Raw genomic sequence first — 21,265 nt, 5'->3', positions numbered from 1 at the left:
GTCTTCCTCTGTAATATTAGGAACGATTTGTCTCTACTTCAAACTCGGTGAAAACCTTTGCCTGCTCTAACACCAACTCGATCGCAAGAGCTTGCATATCGGGCGGATAGCCATATTGCCGCAATAAGCGTTTAACCATCACCTTCATTCTGGCTCGGACGCTTTCTTTGAGATTCCAGTCGATAGAAGCGTTTTTGCGTACCCGTGCTACCAGGACGATCGCTAATTCTCGCAGTTGGTCTTGTCCCATCACGTCCCGCGCTCTGGGTTTGGGCCTGGTTTTACCCCCCAGATTGGTCGCTTGGATGAGATTTTAAGGCAGACGGCAATTAAGTCTCTATCCAGAGGGTTTAAGAAAGTTGAAAAGACTGTTTTGCAGGAAGTGGCTAGGGAGTACACATGACTCATACTGAAATTCAGCCTTGGCTAGTTGCGATCACGCCTTTACCTGGAGAAAGTTTAAGTCATTTTTTAGCGCGGTTTAGGAGATGCAACCACTTAACGCCTAGTAGTTTAGGTCAGATAGCGAAAATTGGGGCTGTAGTGGTACGTTGGAACGCTTTCATTTCAATCCTTATCTTACTCAGCAGGAGTTTGAGGCTTTGGCGGAGGTGGTAGGGGTTGAGGTTGAAAGGTTGTGGGAAATGCCGCCAACAGGGAAGGGGATGAAGTGCGAACCGATTCGATTATGTGGTGCTTGTTATGCCGAGTCGCCTTGTCATCGGATTGAGTGGTAGTTTAAGTCTGTTTGGAAGTGCGATCGCCATCAGCTTAAGCTTTTAGCTAAGTGTCCCCAGTGTGAAGCACGATTCAAGATACCTGCACTGTGGGAGAATGGGAGATGCGATCGCTGTCGGTTGCCGTTTGGGGGATGGCAGAGTATCAGAAGGCTATTTGAGCGAAGTGTTTCTCTTGATAAAGTTCGTGTTCAGCAGCTACCAGTAACTTTCGCGATGCACTAGAAGCTTTCGTTAGTCCGCTGCAACATGGTTGTTAAACTGCTTTGCCAAAAAAAGTCCTCTACAGACACTAAGTAATGTCACAGGATAACACGCTCAATTCACCCAACTTTGCTTTCCTAAAGGTTCATGAACCACTGTTAGTAAGCTTAGGGACGTTGGCAGAGCAATACTTTGCCACTGACCCAGTAACCTGTTTGATGAAACTGCGTCAGTTTGGGGAAGTCTTGGCGCAGTTGGTCGCCGCGAATGCTGGTCTTTACAAGAGTGACACCGATGAATCCCAAATTGAGTTACTTAACCGCTTACGGGATAAGGGCTTTCTTCCTGGTCAGATTAACCAATTCTTCCACGAGTTACGCCGCGCGGGAAATGATGCCAACCACGCCCTATCGGGCGACCATCGCGCAGCATTAAGTAACTTAAAGTTGGCCAGGGAACTGGGTATCTGGTTTCAGAAGAGTTTTGGTAGAGATACGAACTTTAAAGCTGGGGCGTTTATTCCACCACCTGACCCGGTGAGGGAAACCGAGGCACTCAAGCAGGAGTTAGAACGGCTGCGGCAGGAAGCCAACGAAAGCCGAACGGCTGTGGAAATGGCGTTAGCGAAAGCAGCGGAGGAAGCGCAACTGAGGCAGTTAGCCGAACAGTTGCTGCAAGACGCTGAAGCAGAAGCAAAAGAAGCCTTGAACCATCTGACTCAACTGCAAGCGAGTGCTGTTAGTCAGCCCCCTGAAGTTCTACAACAAACCATTAGCCAAGCACAGCAGGCGGAGAAGGAAGTTGTTCTGGATGAGCAAGAAACACGTCGTTTAATTGATGCTCAGTTGAGGGTAGGGGGTTGGGATGTAGACTCAGAGGAACTTACCTATGCTAGTGGCACCCGTCCTCAAAAGGGGAGAAACTTAGCGATCTCAGAATATCCTACAGCAGACGGACGCGCTGATTATGCGTTGTTTGTGGGATTGCAAGTTGTGGCAGTCGTGGAAGCCAAGCGCAGGAGTACAGACGTTTCCGGTGCCATTGACCAGGCGAAGCGCTACAGTCGGGGCTATCAAATCAAGGGGAACGAAACCTTAGCAGATGGCAGTCCTTGGGGTGAGTTTAAAGTGCCGTTTGTCTTTGCAACTAATGGCAGGGAGTTTTTAGAGCAACTGCGGACGAAAAGCGGTATTTGGTTTTGTGACTTACGCCGTCCGGAAAACTTGCGCCGTCCTTTACAAAGTTGGTATTCTCCCCAAGGATTGCTTGATTTACTCGAACAAAACATTGAGGAAGCGCATCAGAAGCTGGCTCAAGAAGAGTTTAACTACAACTTTACGCTGAGGGAGTATCAGAAAAAGGCAATTCAGAAGGTTGAGGCAGGACTTGCCTCTGATAAGCGCCAACTCTTGGTGGCGATGGCGACGGGGACGGGAAAAACCAAAACCTGCATTGCCTTGGTTTATCGGTTGTTAAAAACTAAGCGCTTTCGTCGGGTGCTGTTTTTGGTAGACCGCACAGCGTTGGGAGAACAAGCGGCAAATGCGTTTAAAGATACTCGGATGGAGAGTCTTCAGACATTTTCCGATATTTTTGAGATTAAAGAATTGGGAGAGCGGGACATTGACAGCGATACTAAAGTTCATATTGCTACTGTCCAAAGCTTTGTCAAACGCTTGCTTTACCCTTCCGATGAAACGACGATCCTAACCGTTGACCAGTATGACTGCATTGTGGTGGATGAGTGCCATCGGGGGTATTTGCTTGACCAAGAGTTGAGCGAAACAGAATTAACGTTTCGGGACTTTAACGAGTACATATCGAAGTATCGACGGGTGCTGGATTACTTCGATGCGGTGAAGATTGGTCTGACGGCAACTCCAGCACTACACACGACGCAAATCTTTGGAGAACCTGTTTACACTTACAGCTATCGGGAAGCGGTGATTGATGGCTGGCTGATTGACCACGAACCACCGTATCGGATTAAGACTGCCCTTTCTGAAGATGGTATCGTCTGGAACCCAGGCGACCAGATGGAGTTTTTTGACCCCAAAACAGGGCAGCTAGATTTAGTTCACGCACCGGATACTGTCCGCATTGATGTTGAGCAGTTTAATAAGCGGGTGGTTACAGAAGAATTTAACCGAGTGGTTTGTGAGTATCTGGCGGAAAATATTGACCCCGCCTTACCGGGAAAAACGCTGATTTTCTGCGTTAATACCGATCATGCCGATATTGTGGTTGACCAATTGAAAATTGCTTTGAAAAACGAGTATGGTAGCGTCGAAGATGACTCGGTGCTGAAGATTACCGGGAATGCCGATAAGCCGTTGCAGTTGATTCGCCGCTTTAAAAATGAGGTCAATCCCAAAATTGCGGTGACAGTAGATTTGTTGACGACGGGGATTGATGTTCCAGAAATATGTAACGTGGTGTTTATGCGGCGGGTGAATTCCCGGATACTTTACGAACAGATGTTGGGGCGGGCAACTCGACTGTGTGACGAGATTGGTAAAGAGGTGTTTCGGGTGTTTGATGCGGTAGATATTTATACTGCCATCTCAAAGGTTTCCGAGATGAAGCCCGTAGTCAATCAGCCTAACTTTTCATTTAGCCAGTTGGTCGATGAGTTGGGAACGGTACAAGACTCGGCGGCGGTTGAGAGTATTATTAATGAACTGTTGGCGAAGTTACAGCGCAAAAAGCGATCGCTCTCGGATGACAGCAAGGAGGCAATTGAAACACTGGCGGGAATGCCTGTTGAGGGCATGGTAAGCCATTTACGCGAATCTAGCCCCAGTGAGGCGGCGCAGTGGTTGCGGGATAGAAAAGAAATTGCCCAAATGTTAGACCGACGGGATGGCGGGATGCAAGCAGTTCTCATTTCCCGCCATCAGGATGTGTTGAGGAGTGTGGAACGAGGCTATGGGGATGCCGAACGCCCGCAGGATTATTTGGACGGCTTTAGTGCCTTTTTGCGGGAGAATTTGAATAAACTTCCGGCGCTGCTGGTGGTGACTCAGCGACCGCGTGACTTGACCAGGGCGCAACTTAAGGAACTGCGTTTGTTGTTGGATGCGGCAGGGTTCTCGGAAACTAATCTGCAAGTGGCGTGGCGGGAAACGACGAATGAGGATATTGCTGCTTCGATTATCGGGTTTATTCGGCAGGCAGCGTTGGGAGATGCTTTAATGCCTTATGGCGATCGCGTGGAGCGGGCAATGAAGAAAATCCTGGCGAGTCGTAATTGGACAACACCACAGCGCAAGTGGCTGGAACGGATTGGTCAGCAATTGAAGACAGAGGTTATTGTAGACCGAGATGCTTTTGAGCGGGGAGCGTTCAAGGCGCAAGGTGGGGGATTTGAGCGCTTAAACAAGACTTTTGAGGGACGGTTGGAGGAGATTTTATTTGAGATTAATGAAAATCTTTGGTGGGATATTAGTTAGAAGCTGTAGTGTGAAATCTAGAGTGAATTATTTTTTATTTTATTAAAATTCACTTACTTATATGCTATCTTTTTACTGAAATTAAGAAATATTGACTATGAGTTCTTGCCCGCGTTGTGAGATAAACTGTAAATCTGGCTTGGAGCTTGTCAATGGGACATGGGTTCGTTGCTACTTAACAGGATCAAAAAGACCTGATGGGTCATGTGTTTGTAAACCTATAAAATCTAGAACACCTCCTGAGAGGGAAGGGGCTGGGACTGCAACAGATCAATAATAACTGTAACGTTGTCCTTATACTTATTATTTTCTCCAGCGAGGAGCTTCAACTCTTCAACTAAAGAATCTCGATCTTCATTGCTTAGGTGACCCAAAAGATTTTTATAAGTTTTCTTGGCAGGTTCTAGTTGATCGGAACGTAACTGAGCTTCACCAAGAAACATATAAATTTGAGGATCATTTGGTTTTTCTTGCAAAGCCATTTCCAGATCTGCGACTGCGCCTGAAGGGTTGTTCAATAAGACTAAACGTGCAGAAGCACGAGCCAAGAACCCTGTAAGCCGATGAGACTTAATTGCTAGTTCAAAGGCTTCCTCAGATGCTCGGTAGTTGTGCTTCTGATAATACAGATTTGCCAACTCAACAAAAGCATCCGACGCAACTACTAAATCTTTGCATTTACCTACTTCTTTATAAATTTCCTCAGCTTGATTCTGTTTCTCCAATTGTTCGTAAATACGCCCTGTTTCTAAGCGAGCTAAGTACAAATCTGGATTTAAGCGAGCTGCTTCTTCATAAGCCTTTAAAGCTTTTTCATAGTTTGGGTTTGTTGGATAGCTGAGCAAAAATCCTTGCAAAAAATAAGCTTGAGCATATTCCTTTAGATTTTGTTGAGCAAGTTCTGTGCTTTCTGGCGTGTCAAGAAGAGTGGAGAGAGTTCTGCGAGCTTCTTGGATTTGACCATTGCTGTATTGCAATTCGCTCAACGTTAAATGAGTTAGTATTGATACCATTTGTGGAAAAGTCTTTGTTTGAAATTCTACACTACTACGAGCTTTAGTTGAGTCCACCTCCTTAAAGAAGTAGCCCTGTTGCTCCCAATCTTTTACTACTATGCCGCCCCGAAAGAAAACTGGTCCTCGGTTAGCCCAGAAAACCAGCGATGCTTGCTTCAAATGACCAATTTCTTTGGCTTGAGCGGGATTCGAGACAACCTGGTAGAGGCGACATACAGCAGCATATTCATCTATCTTGCTCTCTAATAACTTCTCTTGTAGGCTGTCCTCAAAACCTCGGTTCTTACTGGACGGCCCGTCATTGTCGGCAAAATCAGCAATGGCAATAACAGGTTTTCCTTGCTTACGCGCTTGATAAAAACAGCTTGACTGTCCTATTCCCAGCTCACCCCGAACTGATGGCAATAAAAAGATTGTTGCACTCAATACAGGAACTAAGACCAAACTAGCCCATGCCCAAGGACGGCTACGCCAACTCCCTTTGGCTCTTGTCTTACCAGGAATCAGTGGTGGAATTGTCCACTCTCCTAATTTAGACCAAGCCTTCACCAGTAACTCAGTCGGAATCATGAAGGCGACTTTGGCTTCGATTCGTTCTAAGTCTGCGGCTACTGCAATTCCAACAATGCCTTTTAGCTTTTTATCCCAGATGGGGGTGCCGCTGAATCCTGGTTCTACCCGAAAACCTGGTTCTTTCTCCGCTTCTATCTGCACCCACCCAGCACCCTGCCGTCCACAGAGTACGCCGTAAGCCCATACGCCATTATCATGCCCATCTGGAAAACCAAAAGCCGCGAAACGATGCGCCTCCAAGTTGTTCTTACTCAATAACGGAGCAGGGATTGCCCCCACAGGAGGATCTGTTTCTAGTTTCAAAACAGCAATGTCCTCTCCGTCCTCTGGTGGAGGGAAGGAGTTATTTTCCTGAACTTCTCGCCAAATGACTACCCGCGCCTTAAGAATCTTTCCAGGCTCAATGCTGGGAAAGTCTAGGTGAACATCTTCTAGCGGCTTCTCTGGAGTGTACAGGGAGATACCTAGTGCTTGTGCCACGACATGAGCGCAAGTGAGGACATATTTTTCCTGTACTAAGAAACCAGCACCGACAACTGTACCGTTAGACTTGCGAATTCGGACTATCGATGGCTCCAACTGCGTTGCCATTTGTTGTTGCTCTCAAAGGTTCTGGTTTCTCTTGTTTCCACTTTAGGGTAATTTCGTAGTTCCCCTCAACGCTAGCAGCAGCAATAATTGCCCCGGCTGCCGCACTCATCTTGATGCCAAACTTGACTTCGACTTCATCAGCGGGTTGGTTCATGCTCCGAAGTTTATCAACAATTGTTTCTGCTATCGGTTTGACTTTCTCCAAAGCTGCCTCAAAAGTCAGGTGAGCCTTCTGCACGAGTTCATCCTCACGACCAATTCGCCCTGGCCCACTTTTTGACTCTGGCTGCTCTACTTCAACTTCTATGGAACTACCATCTTCTAAAGGAAATGTAACTAAGCGTTTCATGACGGCAACCTCTACTAAGGCTAGAAAATATTATTTTTTTACGAAGCCTACCCACAAGTTTCTCGCTCGTTGACTCAGGCTAGCGAGTGATTAACAACAGTCTTAGCAAGCGCCTTTACGGAAAAACTTTTAAAATAAGTCCTCCAACTGCTGTTTTTAAGAAGAGATGTTATTCTCAAACTCTGTTTGTCTCATACTTAGGACAACCAAGAATCAAACATCGTTCCTTTCTGCTAAACCAGTGAACGCAACAACTGATATTGTCCAAAAACTCTGGAGTTTGTGCCACGTCCTACGAGATGACGGCATTACTTACCTGCAATACGTCACCGAACTGACTTACCTGCTGTTTCTCAAGATGGCGCAGGAGACGGGGGTGGAAGACCAATTGCCTCAAGGGTTACGCTGGGCAGATTTGACGGCGAAAGAGGGGATAGAACAATTGACATTCTACCGCTCTCTGCTGCTGGAATTGGGATCAAAAGCTTCATCGCTACGGGTGCAGGCAATTTTTGCCAACGCTCAAACGGCGCTGAAACAACCGCGCATTTTAAGTAAGCTGGTCGAAAGTATTGATAAGTTGGACTGGTACTCTGCCAAGGAGGAAGGGTTAGGCGACCTCTACGAGGGGTTATTAGAGAAGAATGCCAGTGAGAAGAAGTCCGGGGCAGGGCAGTATTTTACGCCACGTCCGCTGATTGACTGCATGGTGTCCTTGATTAAACCGCAAGCGGGGGAACTAATCCAAGACCCAGCAGCGGGAACGGGTGGGTTTTTGATTGCGGCTGACCGCTATATTAAACGGCGCACGGATGACTTGTTTACCCTCTCGGAAGCTGAACAGGTGTTTCAACGGCAGCAGGCGTTTTATGGAATGGAGTTGGTGCAGGATGCCCACCGCTTGTTGTTGATGAATATGATGCTGCACGGCATTGAGGGGGAGGTGACGTTGGGGGATACTCTCTCACCGGATGGGCAGCGGTTGGCGAAGGCTAAGGTGATTTTGACGAATCCGCCTTTTGGTACGAAGAAAGGGGGTGGCAGTCCGACGCGGGATGATTTTACTTTTCCCAGCTCGAACAAGCAGTTAGTGTTTTTGCAGCACGTTTATCGCAGTCTGCTACCCGAAGGACGGGCGGCAGTGGTGTTACCGGATAATGTGTTGTTTGAAGATGGGCAGGGGCGCAATGTCCGCGCTGACTTGATGGATAAGTGCAACCTGCATACGATTTTGCGGCTACCTACGGGGATTTTCTACGCCCAAGGGGTCAAGACGAACGTGCTGTTTTTCCAGCGGGGGAGGACGGAGAAGGGCAATACTAAGGAAGTGTGGGTGTATGACCTGCGGACGAATATGCCCAGTTTCGGGAAGCGGATACCCCTGATGCGATCGCATTTTAAAGAGTTTGAATTGGCGTATGGGGATGACCCGAATGGGAAGAGTGGGCGTGTTGATCAAGGGGAAACGGGGCGCTGGCGCTGTTTTAGCAGTGAGGAGATTGCCAAGCGGGGGAATAATCTCGATATTTCTTGGTTGAGGGATGAGAGTTTGCAATCGGGGGATGGTTTGCCGGAACCGGAGGTTATTGCTGCTGAGATTATGCTGAGGTTGCAGACGGCAATGGAGGAGATGGAAGCGCTGTCTGGATTGTTAGAGGATGCGGAGGAAGTAGCTTGATTGGCTCTGTAGCACTGCCCTTGGGTTGGGTTTGGGTACGAATTGATAAAGTTTCAAATGTTGGTACTGGTGCGACTCCACTGAAAGGTAATCCTAAGTATTACGAATCAGGAGCTGTTTCTTGGGTTACAAGTGGTTTACTGAATGAATTATTCATCACTAAGGTTGAGGAAAAGATTACAGAACTAGCTGTCAAAGAAACTAATGCCAAGGTTTTTCCGAAGCATACTCTGCTAGTAGCTATGTATGGAGAAGGAAAAACAAGAGGAAAAGTTTCTGAACTCTTAGTTGAGGCAGCTACTAACCAGGCTTGTGCTGCATTAGTTTTTGGTGGAGAAGCTTCAAAGCTTAGACCCTTCGTCAAACTATTTCTGCAAAAAAACTATAACGATATAAGACGCCTATCTTCAGGAGGAGTACAACCTAATCTAAATCTTGGAATTATTAAAGCAACTAAAGTTCCCATTCCCCCCCTCAACGAACAACGTTGCATAGTTGCCAAGATTGAGGCGTTGAAGGCTCGGAGCCAGCGGGTGAAGGAGGAACTTGAGGCGATTCCCGCCCTCTTAGACCAGTTCCGTCAATCAGTCCTCGCCGCCGCTTTCCGTGGCGACCTCACCGCTGATTGGCGAGAGAAAAACCCTGATGTTGAACCTGCATCAGTTCTGCTAGAGCGCATTCGTGCAGAACGCCGCCGCCGTTGGGAAGAAGCGGAACTGGAGAAGATGAAGGCTCAGGGGAAAACGCCCAAGGATGATAAGTGGAAGGAGAAATACAAAGAACCTGCTGCTGATACCTCGAATTTACCAGCCATTCCTAAGAGTTGGACTTGGGCAACATTACCAGAAATTGGAGAATTGAACCGGGGAAAATCAAAGCATCGACCGAGAAATGATCCAGCGCTGTTTGGTGGCTCTTATCCCTTCATCCAAACTGGCGAAATTCGTAGTGCAAATGGCGTAATCTCTAATTTTTCTCAGACCTATAGCGAGTTCGGTCTGAAACAGAGTAGGCTTTGGTCTAAGGGTACACTCTGCATAACTATAGCAGCCAATATCGCTGAGACAGCAATTCTGGGATTTCCTGCGTGTTTTCCTGACAGTATAGTTGGTTTTCTACCAGAAACATCTGGCTGCGATGTGAGATTCGTTGAGTTCTTTATGCGGACTGCAAAAAACGATCTCGAACGCTTTGCCCCTGCAACAGCCCAAAAGAATATCAACCTTGAAATTTTGCGTGTTGTGGCTATCCCGTTCCCTCCGTTGGAAGAACAGCAAAAGATTATTGCAGCAATCGAGCGTTACTTTAGTATTGCCGAGGCGATTGAGAGAATGCTGTCAGAGAATTCTGAACAGATTCAGCATCTTGAGCAATCCATCCTTGCCAAAGCCTTCCAAGGCGAACTGGTTCCCCAAGACCCCAACGACGAACCCGCCTCCGTCCTCTTAGAACGCATCCGCGCCGAACGGGAGAAGTTGGATACAAAGAAAAAGGCAAAAGGTAAAACTGAAAAGAAAAGTTGCAAGGCAAAACCTGAACCCGCAAAACCGGAACAATTGAGCTTACCGGGATTCGAGTAACCCTGTAGCTCGCGTCAAAGCCGCCATCACTCAGAACAATTACTGCGTCAGAATCTCATGCTATTCAAAACGTTGAGGAAAGGGGTATTGGCTCGGTTCATCGTGGGGGCAGTTGCGATGGTATTTGCGATCGCCCTACAACTCTGCTCAATCTCAGCATATCGACTTCCCGCCTGAAAGCAAGAAAACCCAAAAAGCGATCGCTTAGAGCAGTCAAGATGTCACTTTGGCGAACCTTACCAGACATGACTTCAGGAGTCTGATGAATCCTTAACCAAACTCCTCTGTTGCCCGAAGCTGGTCAAATTCTGTTGTAAACGTTGATGAATGCGATCGCCCTTAACCTCCCATTTTTCGGAAATCTTAGGGGTGGGAGCCATCGATCGCCCTTAGCGGTGTGAGCCACCGATCACCCGTTCGGTTGTCTTTGCGCGTTTTGTAGTGGTCGGGTAGCGCTCCTTCCCATCTTATTGAGCGCTTGCAACAAGTCCGAGAGGCAGTGGAAATATAACAATATTTTGTCAGATTTACCGTATAGGTTCTTAGTAAGACAAAAAGATTAATCTGTAATACAAATATCAAAAGAGTCTTACTTTATGTCTTACTTTTGCGTAAGACGCAGCGTAAAACATCTCGGAAAGACCCAACTAAAACAAACACTATAGCTTCGGTACAGTAGCCAGAACACCAAAACCATAACTACTGATTAGTACCACATTTGCTCAGGTTGACGCTTCAGCTAAAACAGCAAAACTCCCAATTTATGACAGTTTAGCTAGTATCTGGGAGTTTATTGACACCAACTAAAACTAAGTAAATAACTAAATACCCGGCTATATTTGTGCAGGAGTTAGTTGTTTCATCCTCATACCTAATTACATCGACAACTCTCTATACAAACGCAAAGCTTCCGCGATTGATTTGAACGTTGTGTGGTTGACTCGGATGAGCGATCAAACTTCGCCGGTGCTGAACAACCATTATTCAAAGCGATCGCCTTAAAATGTCATATTTTTTCAACCTTCCATCCAGCCTGACTCCCAACTTTGTCGGCTCGGATGAATGCAAAAGCGCCCCGCTTGAATCGATCGCCGCTGGGCTTAACTCCGATGAGGGCCCTAACTTCGGCTGTCGATAGAATCCAACCGGAGGCGATCGCCTGTTCCAACGCTGCGTAATGTTGCAGAGGATCGCGAGTTGCTCCAATATGTCTGGCGATCGCCTCGATGAGTTCAAGAAAGTTTTCTCTGTCTTGATTTATAGCTGTTGGGGTCGCAGGTTGGATCGCTTCTATTTTGAAAATTTCGGTGTGGCTGCTCTCAAAATCCGCTAAGGTGCCGCCAGACTTTAGATGCTGATTTAACTTGTCCAGTTTGTCCAGTTGGTCACTGGAAATTTTGCCTCGGGCTACTGGTTCGATCGATAAAGCTTTTATGCGATCGTACACAGATTGCTTGCTGCTTAGGTTGTAGCGCTCTTGCAGGCTTGCGATCGGGTAAGTTTCCATAAGTCCAGTTTGTCCAGTTTGGTACTGGATAAATTGTAGTTGATGTTAGTCCAGTTCCTCACTGGATAAATGACTGGACTAATTTAAAAAACGAAACCAGTTGCGCTTCTTGGAGAGAATATTCGTATTTCCCAGCCTAGCTTGATTTATAAATGTTTCAGCCTGTAAACCAGGATATGCCTTTATTCTGATGTAGCTTTCGGGTATGGCGTGTTAGGTATTTATAATCCAACTTTGAGATAATAAAAACCGATACCTAAAATCGCTCAATCCATTGCCATATCTACGTTGTACAGTATTATCTCTAATTGTTAGTGCTAATATTGCTGTACCAGCAGAATTGTCTTACATACCGCCTTACACGTTTTACATTGTGTTTCATACTCTCCCCCCTACTCTCTAGAATTGTCTCTTTTTCTGGAATAGTGTGCTAATATAGTTCATAGTTACTTATTAACTTAAGTAACTAATTTTTAGCTCAATCTAATTTATTTATGGAAAACGTAGAAGTTAAGAACTCCTCAGATATTGAAGTGCTAAAACAGGCAGCCGATGCTGGAACAGAAAAGGTAATACAGATCCTTAAAAAATTATCTAAGAACTCTTTAGATATAGAAGCGTTAAACGAAGCCGACACTGAAATCGAAAATTTAGAGCCGATCCTTAAAAAATTGATAGCTCTGCAAAAACACAAAATGCCTTCTGAAAATGGAGTTATGTAGAGTAAACCTTGCATTATCAACAAGCATTTGTGTTATTGACAATGTGTCAACTTGTAACCTAGCCGTGCTAGTTTTAAGCTCTAGGCTGGAAAATAGGAATTTCCCCGCCTAGGATGGGGAACCGCCACCGCTAGGTCAAGATAGTGAAATTTTTGATAAATTTGTAGTATGGTTCTATACTTAATATAAAGTTATCTCGTTTTTTGAGTTATTTTATTTTGAGGTAAATTATTATGTGGGTGGAAGAAAAAATTACGCTTAATGAGTATGTATATGCTATTTTACGTATTCATTCAATGACAAATCTTGTTCATGGAATTGATGTTTATCAAGTTGACAGTTCCCTATTTAATTCTCGGGGGGTTAAAAAGTTACATCAGGAACCATATGGAATTACTAGGGAAGAGGCTATTAAAAAGGCTGAGGAATTTTTGCAGAGCAGCTCCGGGGCGCAATCTTAGGTTTACCAGCTATTAACCTGTAAACAAGTTTTCCTCCTCTCAACAGTGAGTCACTCAGTGTCAACAACTGGAGATTGAATTAACAGCACGGGAGGAAAATCTGACTGTAGCTCGTTATATCAAAAATCCCCGCCTAGGACGTGGAAGCAGTGCCACTACGTTAGGTTATGAATGTAAGACATCTGCTAAACAAGTGTAAGACATCTGCTAGACAAGTATAAGACAGAGGAGGGTGGCGGCTATTTTTACAGGGTACGAAAATACGTCCTCAGCTTTGAAGCGAAATTTTGCGACCCTTGACAAAAATCCCGCTAGAGGTTTAGACGGGGAAACTCAATTATTCTGACCCTAGGCTTAAAAGTATTATGGCTAGGCGCTGATAGCCAAATTTTCCATTCTAGAATAGGAAGCTGATATGGCTCAGTCAGTTGGTGAATGAGAAAAAGTTCCAGTTTATTATTAGTTCTATGTTGTATGAAAGTCTTTACCTTCCTTATTAGTATCTAAAGTTAAACAGTATCAGAACAATTATCATTGATTAACTGTAATAATTGGGCGTATGCGAGGTCGTTTTCAATTTTTGCCTTAATTAGTAACCATTCATCTTTGAGCAATGCGAATTTTTGAACAGTTTCTTGAAATAAATGTGTCATCACTGTTGGTACTATAGGAGCTTGTGAAATTTTATCGTTTTCACGAAAAGCCTTTAAAACGCTTTTTATTTCCTCACTATCAAGCCATTTTGCAATCGACATAAGGCTACCTGCATGAGATATTATACTAAAACCACTTTTAAAATTTATAAATTCTTGAACTACATCACTTTTGTAAGGTTGGATAAGTTGTTGTACAAAATCTTTTTCATGTCTTATTTTAGTATTATTTTGTGCTATAAGCTCGATTAATCGTCTTAATTTTAGTTCAGGAAAAGCTTTCAACTTTTCTAAAGCAAAAGTTTGAATTTCTTTAGGGGAATCTAGAGCATCTAAAAGCATTAAGATATCTTCCCATTTTTTTAAGTCTATATTTTGAATAAAACCTTTAACTTGAATTTTTTGTTTTTCTTTCAAAAAATCCCATAATTGCAGACGGCGTAAGTAGGTAAAAACTCTATGCCATTTTTTGTCCTCAACTGATTCAATAGTGCTAAGAAGTTTATTAGACATAATTTTTTCAAAATGCTCAACATGAAGTTGGGATATAGCCCCAAGAGCTGCATACATACGATCTCGTGTCTTGTTTTCTACCTCTTCACTAATAAGTAGAGCTTTCGTTAGGTCAATAACTACATCTTTAATTAAAGTTGCACGACCACGGCTTAGGTAACTATCTTTAAGAATTTTAATTGCATCCTCAGTATTTTCAGGAAATCCAGCGGATTCAATCATGCTTCTGACACGAACAATAGCTACTCTTCCATGTACAGGTGGATATTGTAGTAAGTGTGTTACTGCATTACGTAAATGATAACGTGCTAATTCTGGAGTAGGTTGAAATGGTTCTTCATCTAAAAGAATAGAAGGGTGAGCGCAACGACTACGATCCTCATGTAATCTTTCTAAATCTACTTGTTCTATGGATGAGATAAACTCAAAATCTTTGCTAGCCGATTTAGGAATACTAAGTTCAAATTCCCATAGTTTACTGTAATTTTTTGAAGAGCTATAGTGTCTAAAATTTTTTAATTTTTCTTTAGCTTGAGGGTCATCTCCCAGTTCAAGCTGACGTAATTTATTTAAGTAATCAAAAACTACTGCGTTCCATGTGGCAACAATACAAGAACGAAAAGCTCCTCCTTTGTAACAAGCCACTGCTTCTTTAATGTATTCTTTCGTATCTTCCTCTTTACAATGAGTTACTAATTCATCTAAATCAATTAATCGTTCATTCATTTTACATAAACTCCATTAATTATTAGAAAGTAATTGGCTTTGACTTAAGTAGGTTTCCCATTAAGGGGAGAATTTTATAATACACCAAAACAAAGTGGTTATCCCGGACCAGGTTCGGGGAGGGATAGACGCATATCCTGATTTACAGGCTGAAACATTTATAAATCAACCTAGGCGGGGAAAGGCTATTATCCCCGCCTAAAACAAGGTTTTGGAGTGAGTGGAAAATTGGGGTTATCCCCGCTTAAACCTCTAGCGGGATTTTTTCGACGGGCTGTTAAGTCTTTGCCGAAGTGAAAAAGATTTAGAAGACCGTCGGAAAAATAGCCGCCTGCCTGTCCGGCTGAGGACACTTAAAATCGTGTGTCACGCGCTTGACACTATTTAATGACCTTAGCGGTTCCACGTCCTAGGCTGGGAAATAGCATTTGTCTGATGAAGCTGTAGCGGTTTCAACCCCTAGGCTGGAGAATATAACAAAGCTGACTCTCGTACCAGAAAAGCAACACATTAAACCAACGAAACTACCTATGACAATTGGCAAGCTTGAACTCATCATCAAAATTAACGAACTTCCGAATAACGTAGAGATTAACAAAGACAACTGGAAAACCTTTGAGCTTGACTGTGATGGTCGGGTAGTGTCCGTTACTGTTAAGCCAAAAATATGGAAGAAGCTTGAGGATGCTGCTGCCAACTATCCCATGTGGGTGGCTGCTATTGGTGGCAAAATGGGTGAGTCAACCCCTAACGGCTTTGTGCTACTAGAGCCAAGTATTCAGGTATTCGAGAAAAAACCGAAGGAGCCTAAGCCTGAAGCAGAGTAGTGAGAGGTTCGATCTGCAATTGCCGGAGTGTGGCTGGCGGCAAGGCGATCGAGCTAAAAGTCAAATAAACTAAAATAAACTAAATTAAAGTTAATTAAACTAAATTAAACTGCGCTCCCTCATAGTCCGCGCCCGCTTCTTCTTCTGCCATATCATCGGGCGGCTGGATGCCGAGGATATGGGCTCGAAGTGCTGCTGCTGTTTCGGGACTGAGGCCACGCCCGCGCTGTTCTTCAGGCCGATCGGGCATGATTCCCATGAATGCTTCCCGAATATTGGATTTGAGCTTAGCGGTTTCATCATTTGCCAGCTTTAGTACCGATCGGGGCAACCATCCGGCGTCCGCCAGAATCTTCAGCGCTTCCAGTTCGTCATAATTGCGACCATACACTTCTTGGGCCAGACTAACAGCAGCTTTGATTAGCGGGGCTGCTAGTCTAACTTGCTCAATGACTGCGGATTTGTCGGGGTTAGCCAAGGCCACATCTAACGCCCCATTAATTATTCCCATCAATTTTGTGTAGGTGATGACGCTAATTTGGATCATCTGGCGGCCCTGGTCAAACCGTCGATCGGCATCACTACTGTAAAGCAGTTGCTGGCGTTTCTCAGCTTCGGCCTCGGCTTTCTGTTTCAGGGATTCCAAGCGGGCGATCGTCTCTTGCCAGGTCTCGGTCAGTTTCATCTGGGAAATTCTCGATCGAGTCAGCCCCAATTTTTGAGCAATGGCTTCTTGGGTTAGCCCATCAAAAGTCAGTTCTGCCGCCAGAGAAATTTTGCGGACTGATGATACGCTTGCCTTTGCCATCAGCTCAAAAACCTAAATTTTGCTAACTTTTACTAACCTTTTCTACCTCCATTATATCAGTCTAAACCTTTGCTAACCGAGGATTTTGACTGATGACTTCGGCAATAATGGCGACATCTTTTTGGCGATCGAACAAAACCAGATCGCCCGTTTAAAACGACGGACACAGCCGCAAATTTAGATTTTAGATTTTGGATTTCCGGCTGGAACCGGAGAACTCTAAGTCGCTGAAACTCTGCAAATTCTGCCGCGCCGACAACGAGCACAACATCGGCGGATGTGACCTTTCCGGCGTCGATCGCCTCCACAAAAACCGCCACAACAGCAGGAGCAATGTGAGCGATCGGCACAGCCGAATATCGGGTAAAAATCAAGCGCCTTGACGCCTAGGATGCCCCATTCATAAGGGTGCATTATTTTTTATCTGCACGTAAAAGTCAGGTTTTGTACGGACAAAACCATTGCTTGCTACCGAGAAAGAACCGCCATAACCTGCCTCAACAGGCAAATGTACGCTCCACACAAAAAAGCAGTAATTTGGCATAAAATTGCAGGCATTTGCAGGATATTTTCGGGTAAATACAGGTAGAGTGCAGCCCCTGCAAAGGCCTGTAATCTCACTGATTTTATACTGCAAACGCCTGACTTTATACTGCTAAAGCCGCTTCGTAGTTAACCTATTTGGCTTTCTTCATCAAATTGACGCAAAAACTTGGCCTGGTGTCCACAGCTATCAATTTCGTAATCAGCCCATTCCCTAATTCTCCGCAGGGGATGATTCAGAAAATTTTTGGCTATTTCAGCTTCTTTCTCCTTCTGAGATGCTGGATCGCCACTATAAAGCTGTAAGCTGTGAGAACCACTACAGAAATTTTGAAAAGTATCTTCATCATCCTCAAATTCTGATAAAATAAACTCTGTCAGAGGTGGCACAACAGGTTGGTTCTTCTCATCTAGGTAAGGAACCCGCAGGTTTCTGGCAAGACGCTGCGCTCCAGTTACTCCCACTAAAAAAAGCCATTTTTTTACGGCATCAAGAGGAAGTGATTGGATCAGAAAGCGATATTTTTCGATTAAAAAATACCATCCTTGCTTTTCATCAAGTATCAATTCTCCCAATTTTTGCATTACTATATCTGGATTAGATTGAGCCATTTCAACCAGAATTACTTCGGCATCATCCTTTTGTTTGCTGCCATTACCAACCAACGCTAAACTAGCAATTTTTGCGGCTCGATCAAAATCAATTGGAGCCAGGCTTTTCAGAACTTTAGCCCAGTAGTAAGCTTCTCCAAAGCTCAACACTGCCGTGAATTCGAGAAGTGTCCATATTAAACCTTGAATAGAGGCATGGTCTGTAATACTCCTTAGATTATCCGTTTGCTCCTTCTCTAACCGATAGGCAACAAGTTTAATAGCTATCTGAATCGTAGGGATACTTTTCTCCTTTTCTAAAGAGTTCATTAACCTCTTTAAAATTTCATAGAATTCATCTTTAGAAAGTAGTCGGTGAGGCATACCAGCGACAAAACCACCGAGATATTCTAATGGCAGAACTCCCTTGTCTACTAGATTTAATGCTCTCTGAACTGCTCTAGTGGCATCACCGCCTGCTTTAAATAACTCATAAGCAACAGCGGGAGACTGAGCTTCAAACTGGTCGATCCAGGCATTCACAACATCAGTATGTTGGGGGTAATTTTTAACCAAACTTGCTATATATTCCCTGGCTAAACCAGTAGTGTGATTTTCTGCTAGTGAACGCATAATAATGTTCAAACAACCTGCATTAGTATCGTAGGCTCCCATTGCATCAGCTAATGCCCATACACTCAATGCTTGGGGCGAACAAAGCCACTCCATATTGGATTGGAGAAGTTCTTGGTGATCGCAAAGCTGTCTGGCAAGACTTTCGATTTCTCGATGCCAAGCCTCTTGGTCATTTCGATCCAAATAGTGCCAGAGCGATTTACCCACAATTTCAATCAATTTTCCATGAAAATCATTAGGAATGAGGGTTTGCAACCATTCCCGCACTTCTTGGGAATTATTGGAATTATCATCAATGAAGAAAATTTCTACATTCTCAATCAATTCCGCTACTTCTTGAGAAGAATTTGAATTATCTTTAATGAAATCTCCCCCATCCCCCCTCAATTCCTGCACTTCTTGGGAAGCATTTGAATTATCTTCAATGAAATCTTCCACATTCCTAATCAATGGGAACAGGAATGTTGGTGGTATAGTACCTGTGGGGAAAAGTGCTTTCATCTGCTTTAAGTAGCCATTAGCCAAGAAAAAGCGCATATTTTGTATTGCAATATGTAGAACCCCACTTTGAAGATAAGGCAAAGCGCTGTTTGCTGCCTTAAACAAAAGATGGAGTGCTAATTTTTCACATGACCTAATCTCTAACTGATTCCCAGGTTTCCATTCTTCAGGGGCAATTCTTCCAGAGACTATAAAAGAACCAACACCCCGCCATCTACCAGTCTCAAAAATCTTGTTAAAGCCTTTGAGTGCCAGAGCTATCTGTCCTTCATCTTGATTGAATAACCGACGTTCTAATAAAGTTAGTCTTTCAGCAAAAGGGGTCGCTGTCCCTGAGTTGAGAATGCGGAATAATTGCTGCCAGATGTGGGTGGCGTTATTGACTAGATTAGGCTCCGTTTCGACAATAGCTAGCTTCCATAAAATGGACTCTGCCTGGGGGAAGAACTCAGGAAAACTAGCCATCTTTTCCGCTAGCCAGACTAATGAACGTCGGGTATTTGGGTATCCTCCAGAAAATTTTAAAAGTTCCTCCAGAGACGCTCGCTCGATAAGTACAACAAGTCTTGGCAGATAATCACCGGGGTTGGTTTCTACCAAAACTACCAGCCGGTTAACTCGCTCGATATCAATTAGATCGAGCGGTTGAAGTTGGGCAGACCAAGAGCGAAAAAACTCTCCGACAATGCGGCGTACCTCCTGAGAAGCACTGATAGATACGCGCTTGAGAAAAGATTGAAGAAGCCCCGGGGGAATTTTTGAAAGAAATGCAGGCGGATCGTAGGCGACCCATGTTTCCCACGCACCTTCAAAATTAACTTGAGCAATAATTTGAGGCGTTATGTAAATGTAACGACCGGCATAGGAAACGAACCCAGGAACATCTTTTAATTTCCAGGCAATTTCTAAAGTTTTTTCTCGATTTAACTTTAGCCATTCACATAAGCTGTTAAATTCTTCTTCGACATCCTCGCGGTATCCCACCTTCCAGACAAGTGAGATCGCTTCCACAACCCGTAATTTTTCATCGTTATTTAAGCGGTTTCTCAGGTAGCTTCTTACATCTAACAAAATTGAGCTAAAATTTCCTCGGGCTACTATCTGCGAGTCTTGATTGCAGAGATCTGCTGCCAGCTTGACAAATCCCCGCGATAGATTTACATAAACATGGCGACGATCTAAAGGGACTGTTGGGAAATTTTGCTCTAAAATGCGCTCGACATCAGCTTCCGGTATGCGAGTCAGCCAAAGCTGTTCGGAGAAACTACGAATAAATTCTCCAGAATTGTCGATACAGATAACCCGCACCCTGTCTCTAACATTATTAAGCCGAAGCTTAAGTTCTGATTGAGTTTCAGGTAAGCATTCATCTGCTACTAATATAACTTTGGTTGAGCGATCGCGAATCAAGGAATAGGCAATGTTTAACGCGGCATCATCTTTTGTATAAAGCACTAATGACTGAGCGCCTTCTAGACCCGATAGAGATTCGTAAACCAGTCTAGTTTTGCCGACACCTGATTCCCCTTGAATGAGCTGAATAACCGAATTACTTGTACTGGCAAAATTAGCATGGTCTACGATCTGCTGCTTAATCGAAACCCAGTTTTGTATTTCAACACATTTTGGGGTCAGTTCTACAATTTCTTCTCCCCAGTCTATAAGCGTCATGCAATTCCTCAGTTCGGGTTTGAAAAACTGAACGATTATGGCAGGAATCTGGCTAGCCCATGCGGCTAAGTCAGATGCAGTAATGACTCTCGCATCTGGGGCTGAAGCCTTCAGCTTTTTTACTTCATCATTCAGAATTTTTTCCCAATTTCTTTTCGTTTCTGCTGTTAAGTCATCAGCAATACAATACCGATAACCATAACCTTTTTGAATAAGTTCTTTCGAGTAAGATTTATTGATTTCTTTCTGTAAGTCTGATTCTGAAGTCCCTGCAAATTGAGTCGCTTTGTACTGCCAACAAGTAAGAAAATTAGTCCACCCTGTTTGACTAGGGATTGCTTGGCGCAGTTCGGTATCCACGCCCTTATCACCGAGATTTGTCCGCAGGTTTGTAGCAATTTCGGATTGGGGTAGGCTGTGAATGTATGCTTCTGCCCTGATTAAGGCATCAACAAACTCGGTGAAGCGATCGCCCCCTGGCGTTCTTAGAGTAAAAATTTTGTATGAATTAATCGTCCACATCTAATTTCCATCCTACAACCCTAAGCGAATTAGCAACACCGATACCAATTCGGGAGTGACTTCTACTTTTCGACTCAACTGTTCCCGCGAAGTTCGTTCCTCCTGCGCTAGTAGGTTCAGTCGGTGGGTTTTAACCTACGACAGTCCAAGTCGGTCAATAGCACGGCGGCGGGCTTTTAAACACGCTCCTTGCTTGTTCTTAACAATAGCAGCAAGAGGTAAGTGCTGGCATTAGAGAGCTTGAGGACAGCCGTAGAAAGCAAGAACAGCTCCTATGAAACGAATATAAATGCTACAGTTGGTAGCTTGGCTCTGCTACAATCACTTAAATTGGAGTGTAGAGCTTGCTGTTAAATTATTAAATTGATATTAAGTGTACCGGGACAGGAAAAAACCTCAAAATT

The 21,265-nt window shown here is 44.3% G+C and carries 16 protein-coding genes; 7 read left to right on the top strand and 9 right to left on the bottom strand.

Features of this window, described 5'->3' with window-relative positions; translation table 11 throughout:
- Positions 1-16 precede the first annotated feature (16 nt).
- Complete coding sequence (locus QUA00_RS29540; protein WP_333412077.1) at positions 17-253, bottom strand: type I restriction enzyme endonuclease domain-containing protein; 237 nt, start codon at positions 251-253, stop codon at positions 17-19.
- Positions 254-551: 298 nt separating this feature from the next.
- On the opposite strand from QUA00_RS29540, the gene QUA00_RS29535 reads away from it, so the two are divergent.
- Positions 552-737 (top strand): hypothetical protein, encoded by a 186-nt coding sequence (locus QUA00_RS29535; RefSeq protein ID WP_333412076.1) that lies wholly within the window; start codon positions 552-554, stop codon positions 735-737.
- Positions 738-1,036: 299 nt separating this feature from the next.
- Positions 1,037-4,393 carry a type I restriction-modification system endonuclease gene (gene hsdR, locus QUA00_RS29530; RefSeq protein ID WP_333412075.1) on the top strand — a complete coding sequence of 1,119 codons (3,357 nt, stop codon included), beginning with the start codon at positions 1,037-1,039 and terminating at the stop codon, positions 4,391-4,393.
- A 227-nt stretch (positions 4,394-4,620) separates the two neighbouring features.
- Here hsdR and QUA00_RS29525 read toward each other — a convergent pair whose 3' ends face one another.
- Together QUA00_RS29525 and QUA00_RS29520 are read right to left on the bottom strand one after the other, a co-directional pair.
- Positions 4,621-6,573 (bottom strand): trypsin-like peptidase domain-containing protein, encoded by a 1,953-nt coding sequence (locus QUA00_RS29525; protein ID WP_333412074.1) that lies wholly within the window; start codon positions 6,571-6,573, stop codon positions 4,621-4,623.
- The gene (locus QUA00_RS29520; protein WP_333412073.1) at positions 6,527-6,922 is read right to left on the bottom strand and encodes a CU044_2847 family protein; all 396 of its coding nucleotides are present in this window, start codon (positions 6,920-6,922) and stop codon (positions 6,527-6,529) included. The genes QUA00_RS29525 and QUA00_RS29520 overlap by 47 nt, the downstream gene beginning before the upstream one ends.
- Positions 6,923-7,163: 241 nt before the next feature.
- Between QUA00_RS29520 and QUA00_RS29515 the strand changes: the two genes are divergently transcribed.
- On the top strand, positions 7,164-8,600 hold the full coding sequence (locus QUA00_RS29515) for an N-6 DNA methylase (protein WP_333412072.1): 1,437 nt from the start codon (positions 7,164-7,166) through the stop codon (positions 8,598-8,600).
- Positions 8,597-10,180: a restriction endonuclease subunit S gene (locus QUA00_RS29510; protein ID WP_333412071.1), complete on the top strand. Its 1,584-nt coding sequence runs from the start codon at positions 8,597-8,599 to the stop codon at positions 10,178-10,180. Before QUA00_RS29515 ends, QUA00_RS29510 begins: the two co-directional genes overlap by 4 nt.
- A gap of 97 nt (positions 10,181-10,277) precedes the next feature.
- Here QUA00_RS29510 and QUA00_RS29505 read toward each other — a convergent pair whose 3' ends face one another.
- Together QUA00_RS29505 and QUA00_RS29500 are read right to left on the bottom strand one after the other, a co-directional pair.
- Positions 10,278-10,427: a hypothetical protein gene (locus QUA00_RS29505; protein WP_333412070.1), complete on the bottom strand. Its 150-nt coding sequence runs from the start codon at positions 10,425-10,427 to the stop codon at positions 10,278-10,280.
- Positions 10,428-11,186: 759 nt separating this feature from the next.
- Positions 11,187-11,687 (bottom strand): hypothetical protein, encoded by a 501-nt coding sequence (locus QUA00_RS29500; RefSeq protein WP_333412069.1) that lies wholly within the window; start codon positions 11,685-11,687, stop codon positions 11,187-11,189.
- Between the two features lie 494 nt (positions 11,688-12,181).
- Here QUA00_RS29500 and QUA00_RS29495 point away from each other — a divergent pair, with 494 nt between their 5' ends.
- Both QUA00_RS29495 and QUA00_RS29490 read left to right on the top strand, forming a co-directional pair.
- On the top strand, positions 12,182-12,409 hold the full coding sequence (locus QUA00_RS29495; protein ID WP_333412068.1) for a hypothetical protein: 228 nt from the start codon (positions 12,182-12,184) through the stop codon (positions 12,407-12,409).
- A gap of 233 nt (positions 12,410-12,642) precedes the next feature.
- Positions 12,643-12,870, top strand: a complete 228-nt coding sequence (locus tag QUA00_RS29490) for a hypothetical protein (protein WP_333412067.1) — start codon at positions 12,643-12,645, stop codon at positions 12,868-12,870.
- A gap of 509 nt (positions 12,871-13,379) precedes the next feature.
- On the opposite strand, the gene QUA00_RS29485 is transcribed toward QUA00_RS29490, so the two are convergent.
- Positions 13,380-14,762, bottom strand: coding sequence for a hypothetical protein (locus QUA00_RS29485; RefSeq protein WP_333412066.1), 1,383 nt, complete (start codon positions 14,760-14,762; stop codon positions 13,380-13,382).
- 428 nt (positions 14,763-15,190) lie between these two features.
- Between QUA00_RS29485 and QUA00_RS29480 the strand changes: the two genes are divergently transcribed.
- Complete coding sequence (locus tag QUA00_RS29480; RefSeq protein WP_333412065.1) at positions 15,191-15,589, top strand: hypothetical protein; 399 nt, start codon at positions 15,191-15,193, stop codon at positions 15,587-15,589.
- A 94-nt stretch (positions 15,590-15,683) separates the two neighbouring features.
- Here QUA00_RS29480 and QUA00_RS29475 read toward each other — a convergent pair whose 3' ends face one another.
- From QUA00_RS29475 to QUA00_RS29465, 3 genes are all read right to left on the bottom strand, one after another.
- Positions 15,684-16,397 (bottom strand): hypothetical protein, encoded by a 714-nt coding sequence (locus tag QUA00_RS29475; RefSeq protein WP_333412064.1) that lies wholly within the window; start codon positions 16,395-16,397, stop codon positions 15,684-15,686.
- Between the two features lie 56 nt (positions 16,398-16,453).
- Positions 16,454-16,771, bottom strand: coding sequence for a hypothetical protein (locus QUA00_RS29470; protein ID WP_333412063.1), 318 nt, complete (start codon positions 16,769-16,771; stop codon positions 16,454-16,456).
- A 298-nt stretch (positions 16,772-17,069) separates the two neighbouring features.
- Entirely contained in the window at positions 17,070-20,861 is a 3,792-nt protein-coding gene (locus QUA00_RS29465; RefSeq protein WP_333412062.1) for a hypothetical protein, read from the bottom strand.
- Positions 20,862-21,265: the final 404 nt, after the last annotated feature.

It is taken from the genome of Microcoleus sp. T2B6 (assembly GCF_036700475.1).
Taxonomy (GTDB): domain Bacteria; phylum Cyanobacteriota; class Cyanobacteriia; order Cyanobacteriales; family Microcoleaceae; genus Microcoleus.
Note: the sequence above shows the minus strand (reverse complement) of the source record. Positions and strands in the feature narration are given on the sequence as shown.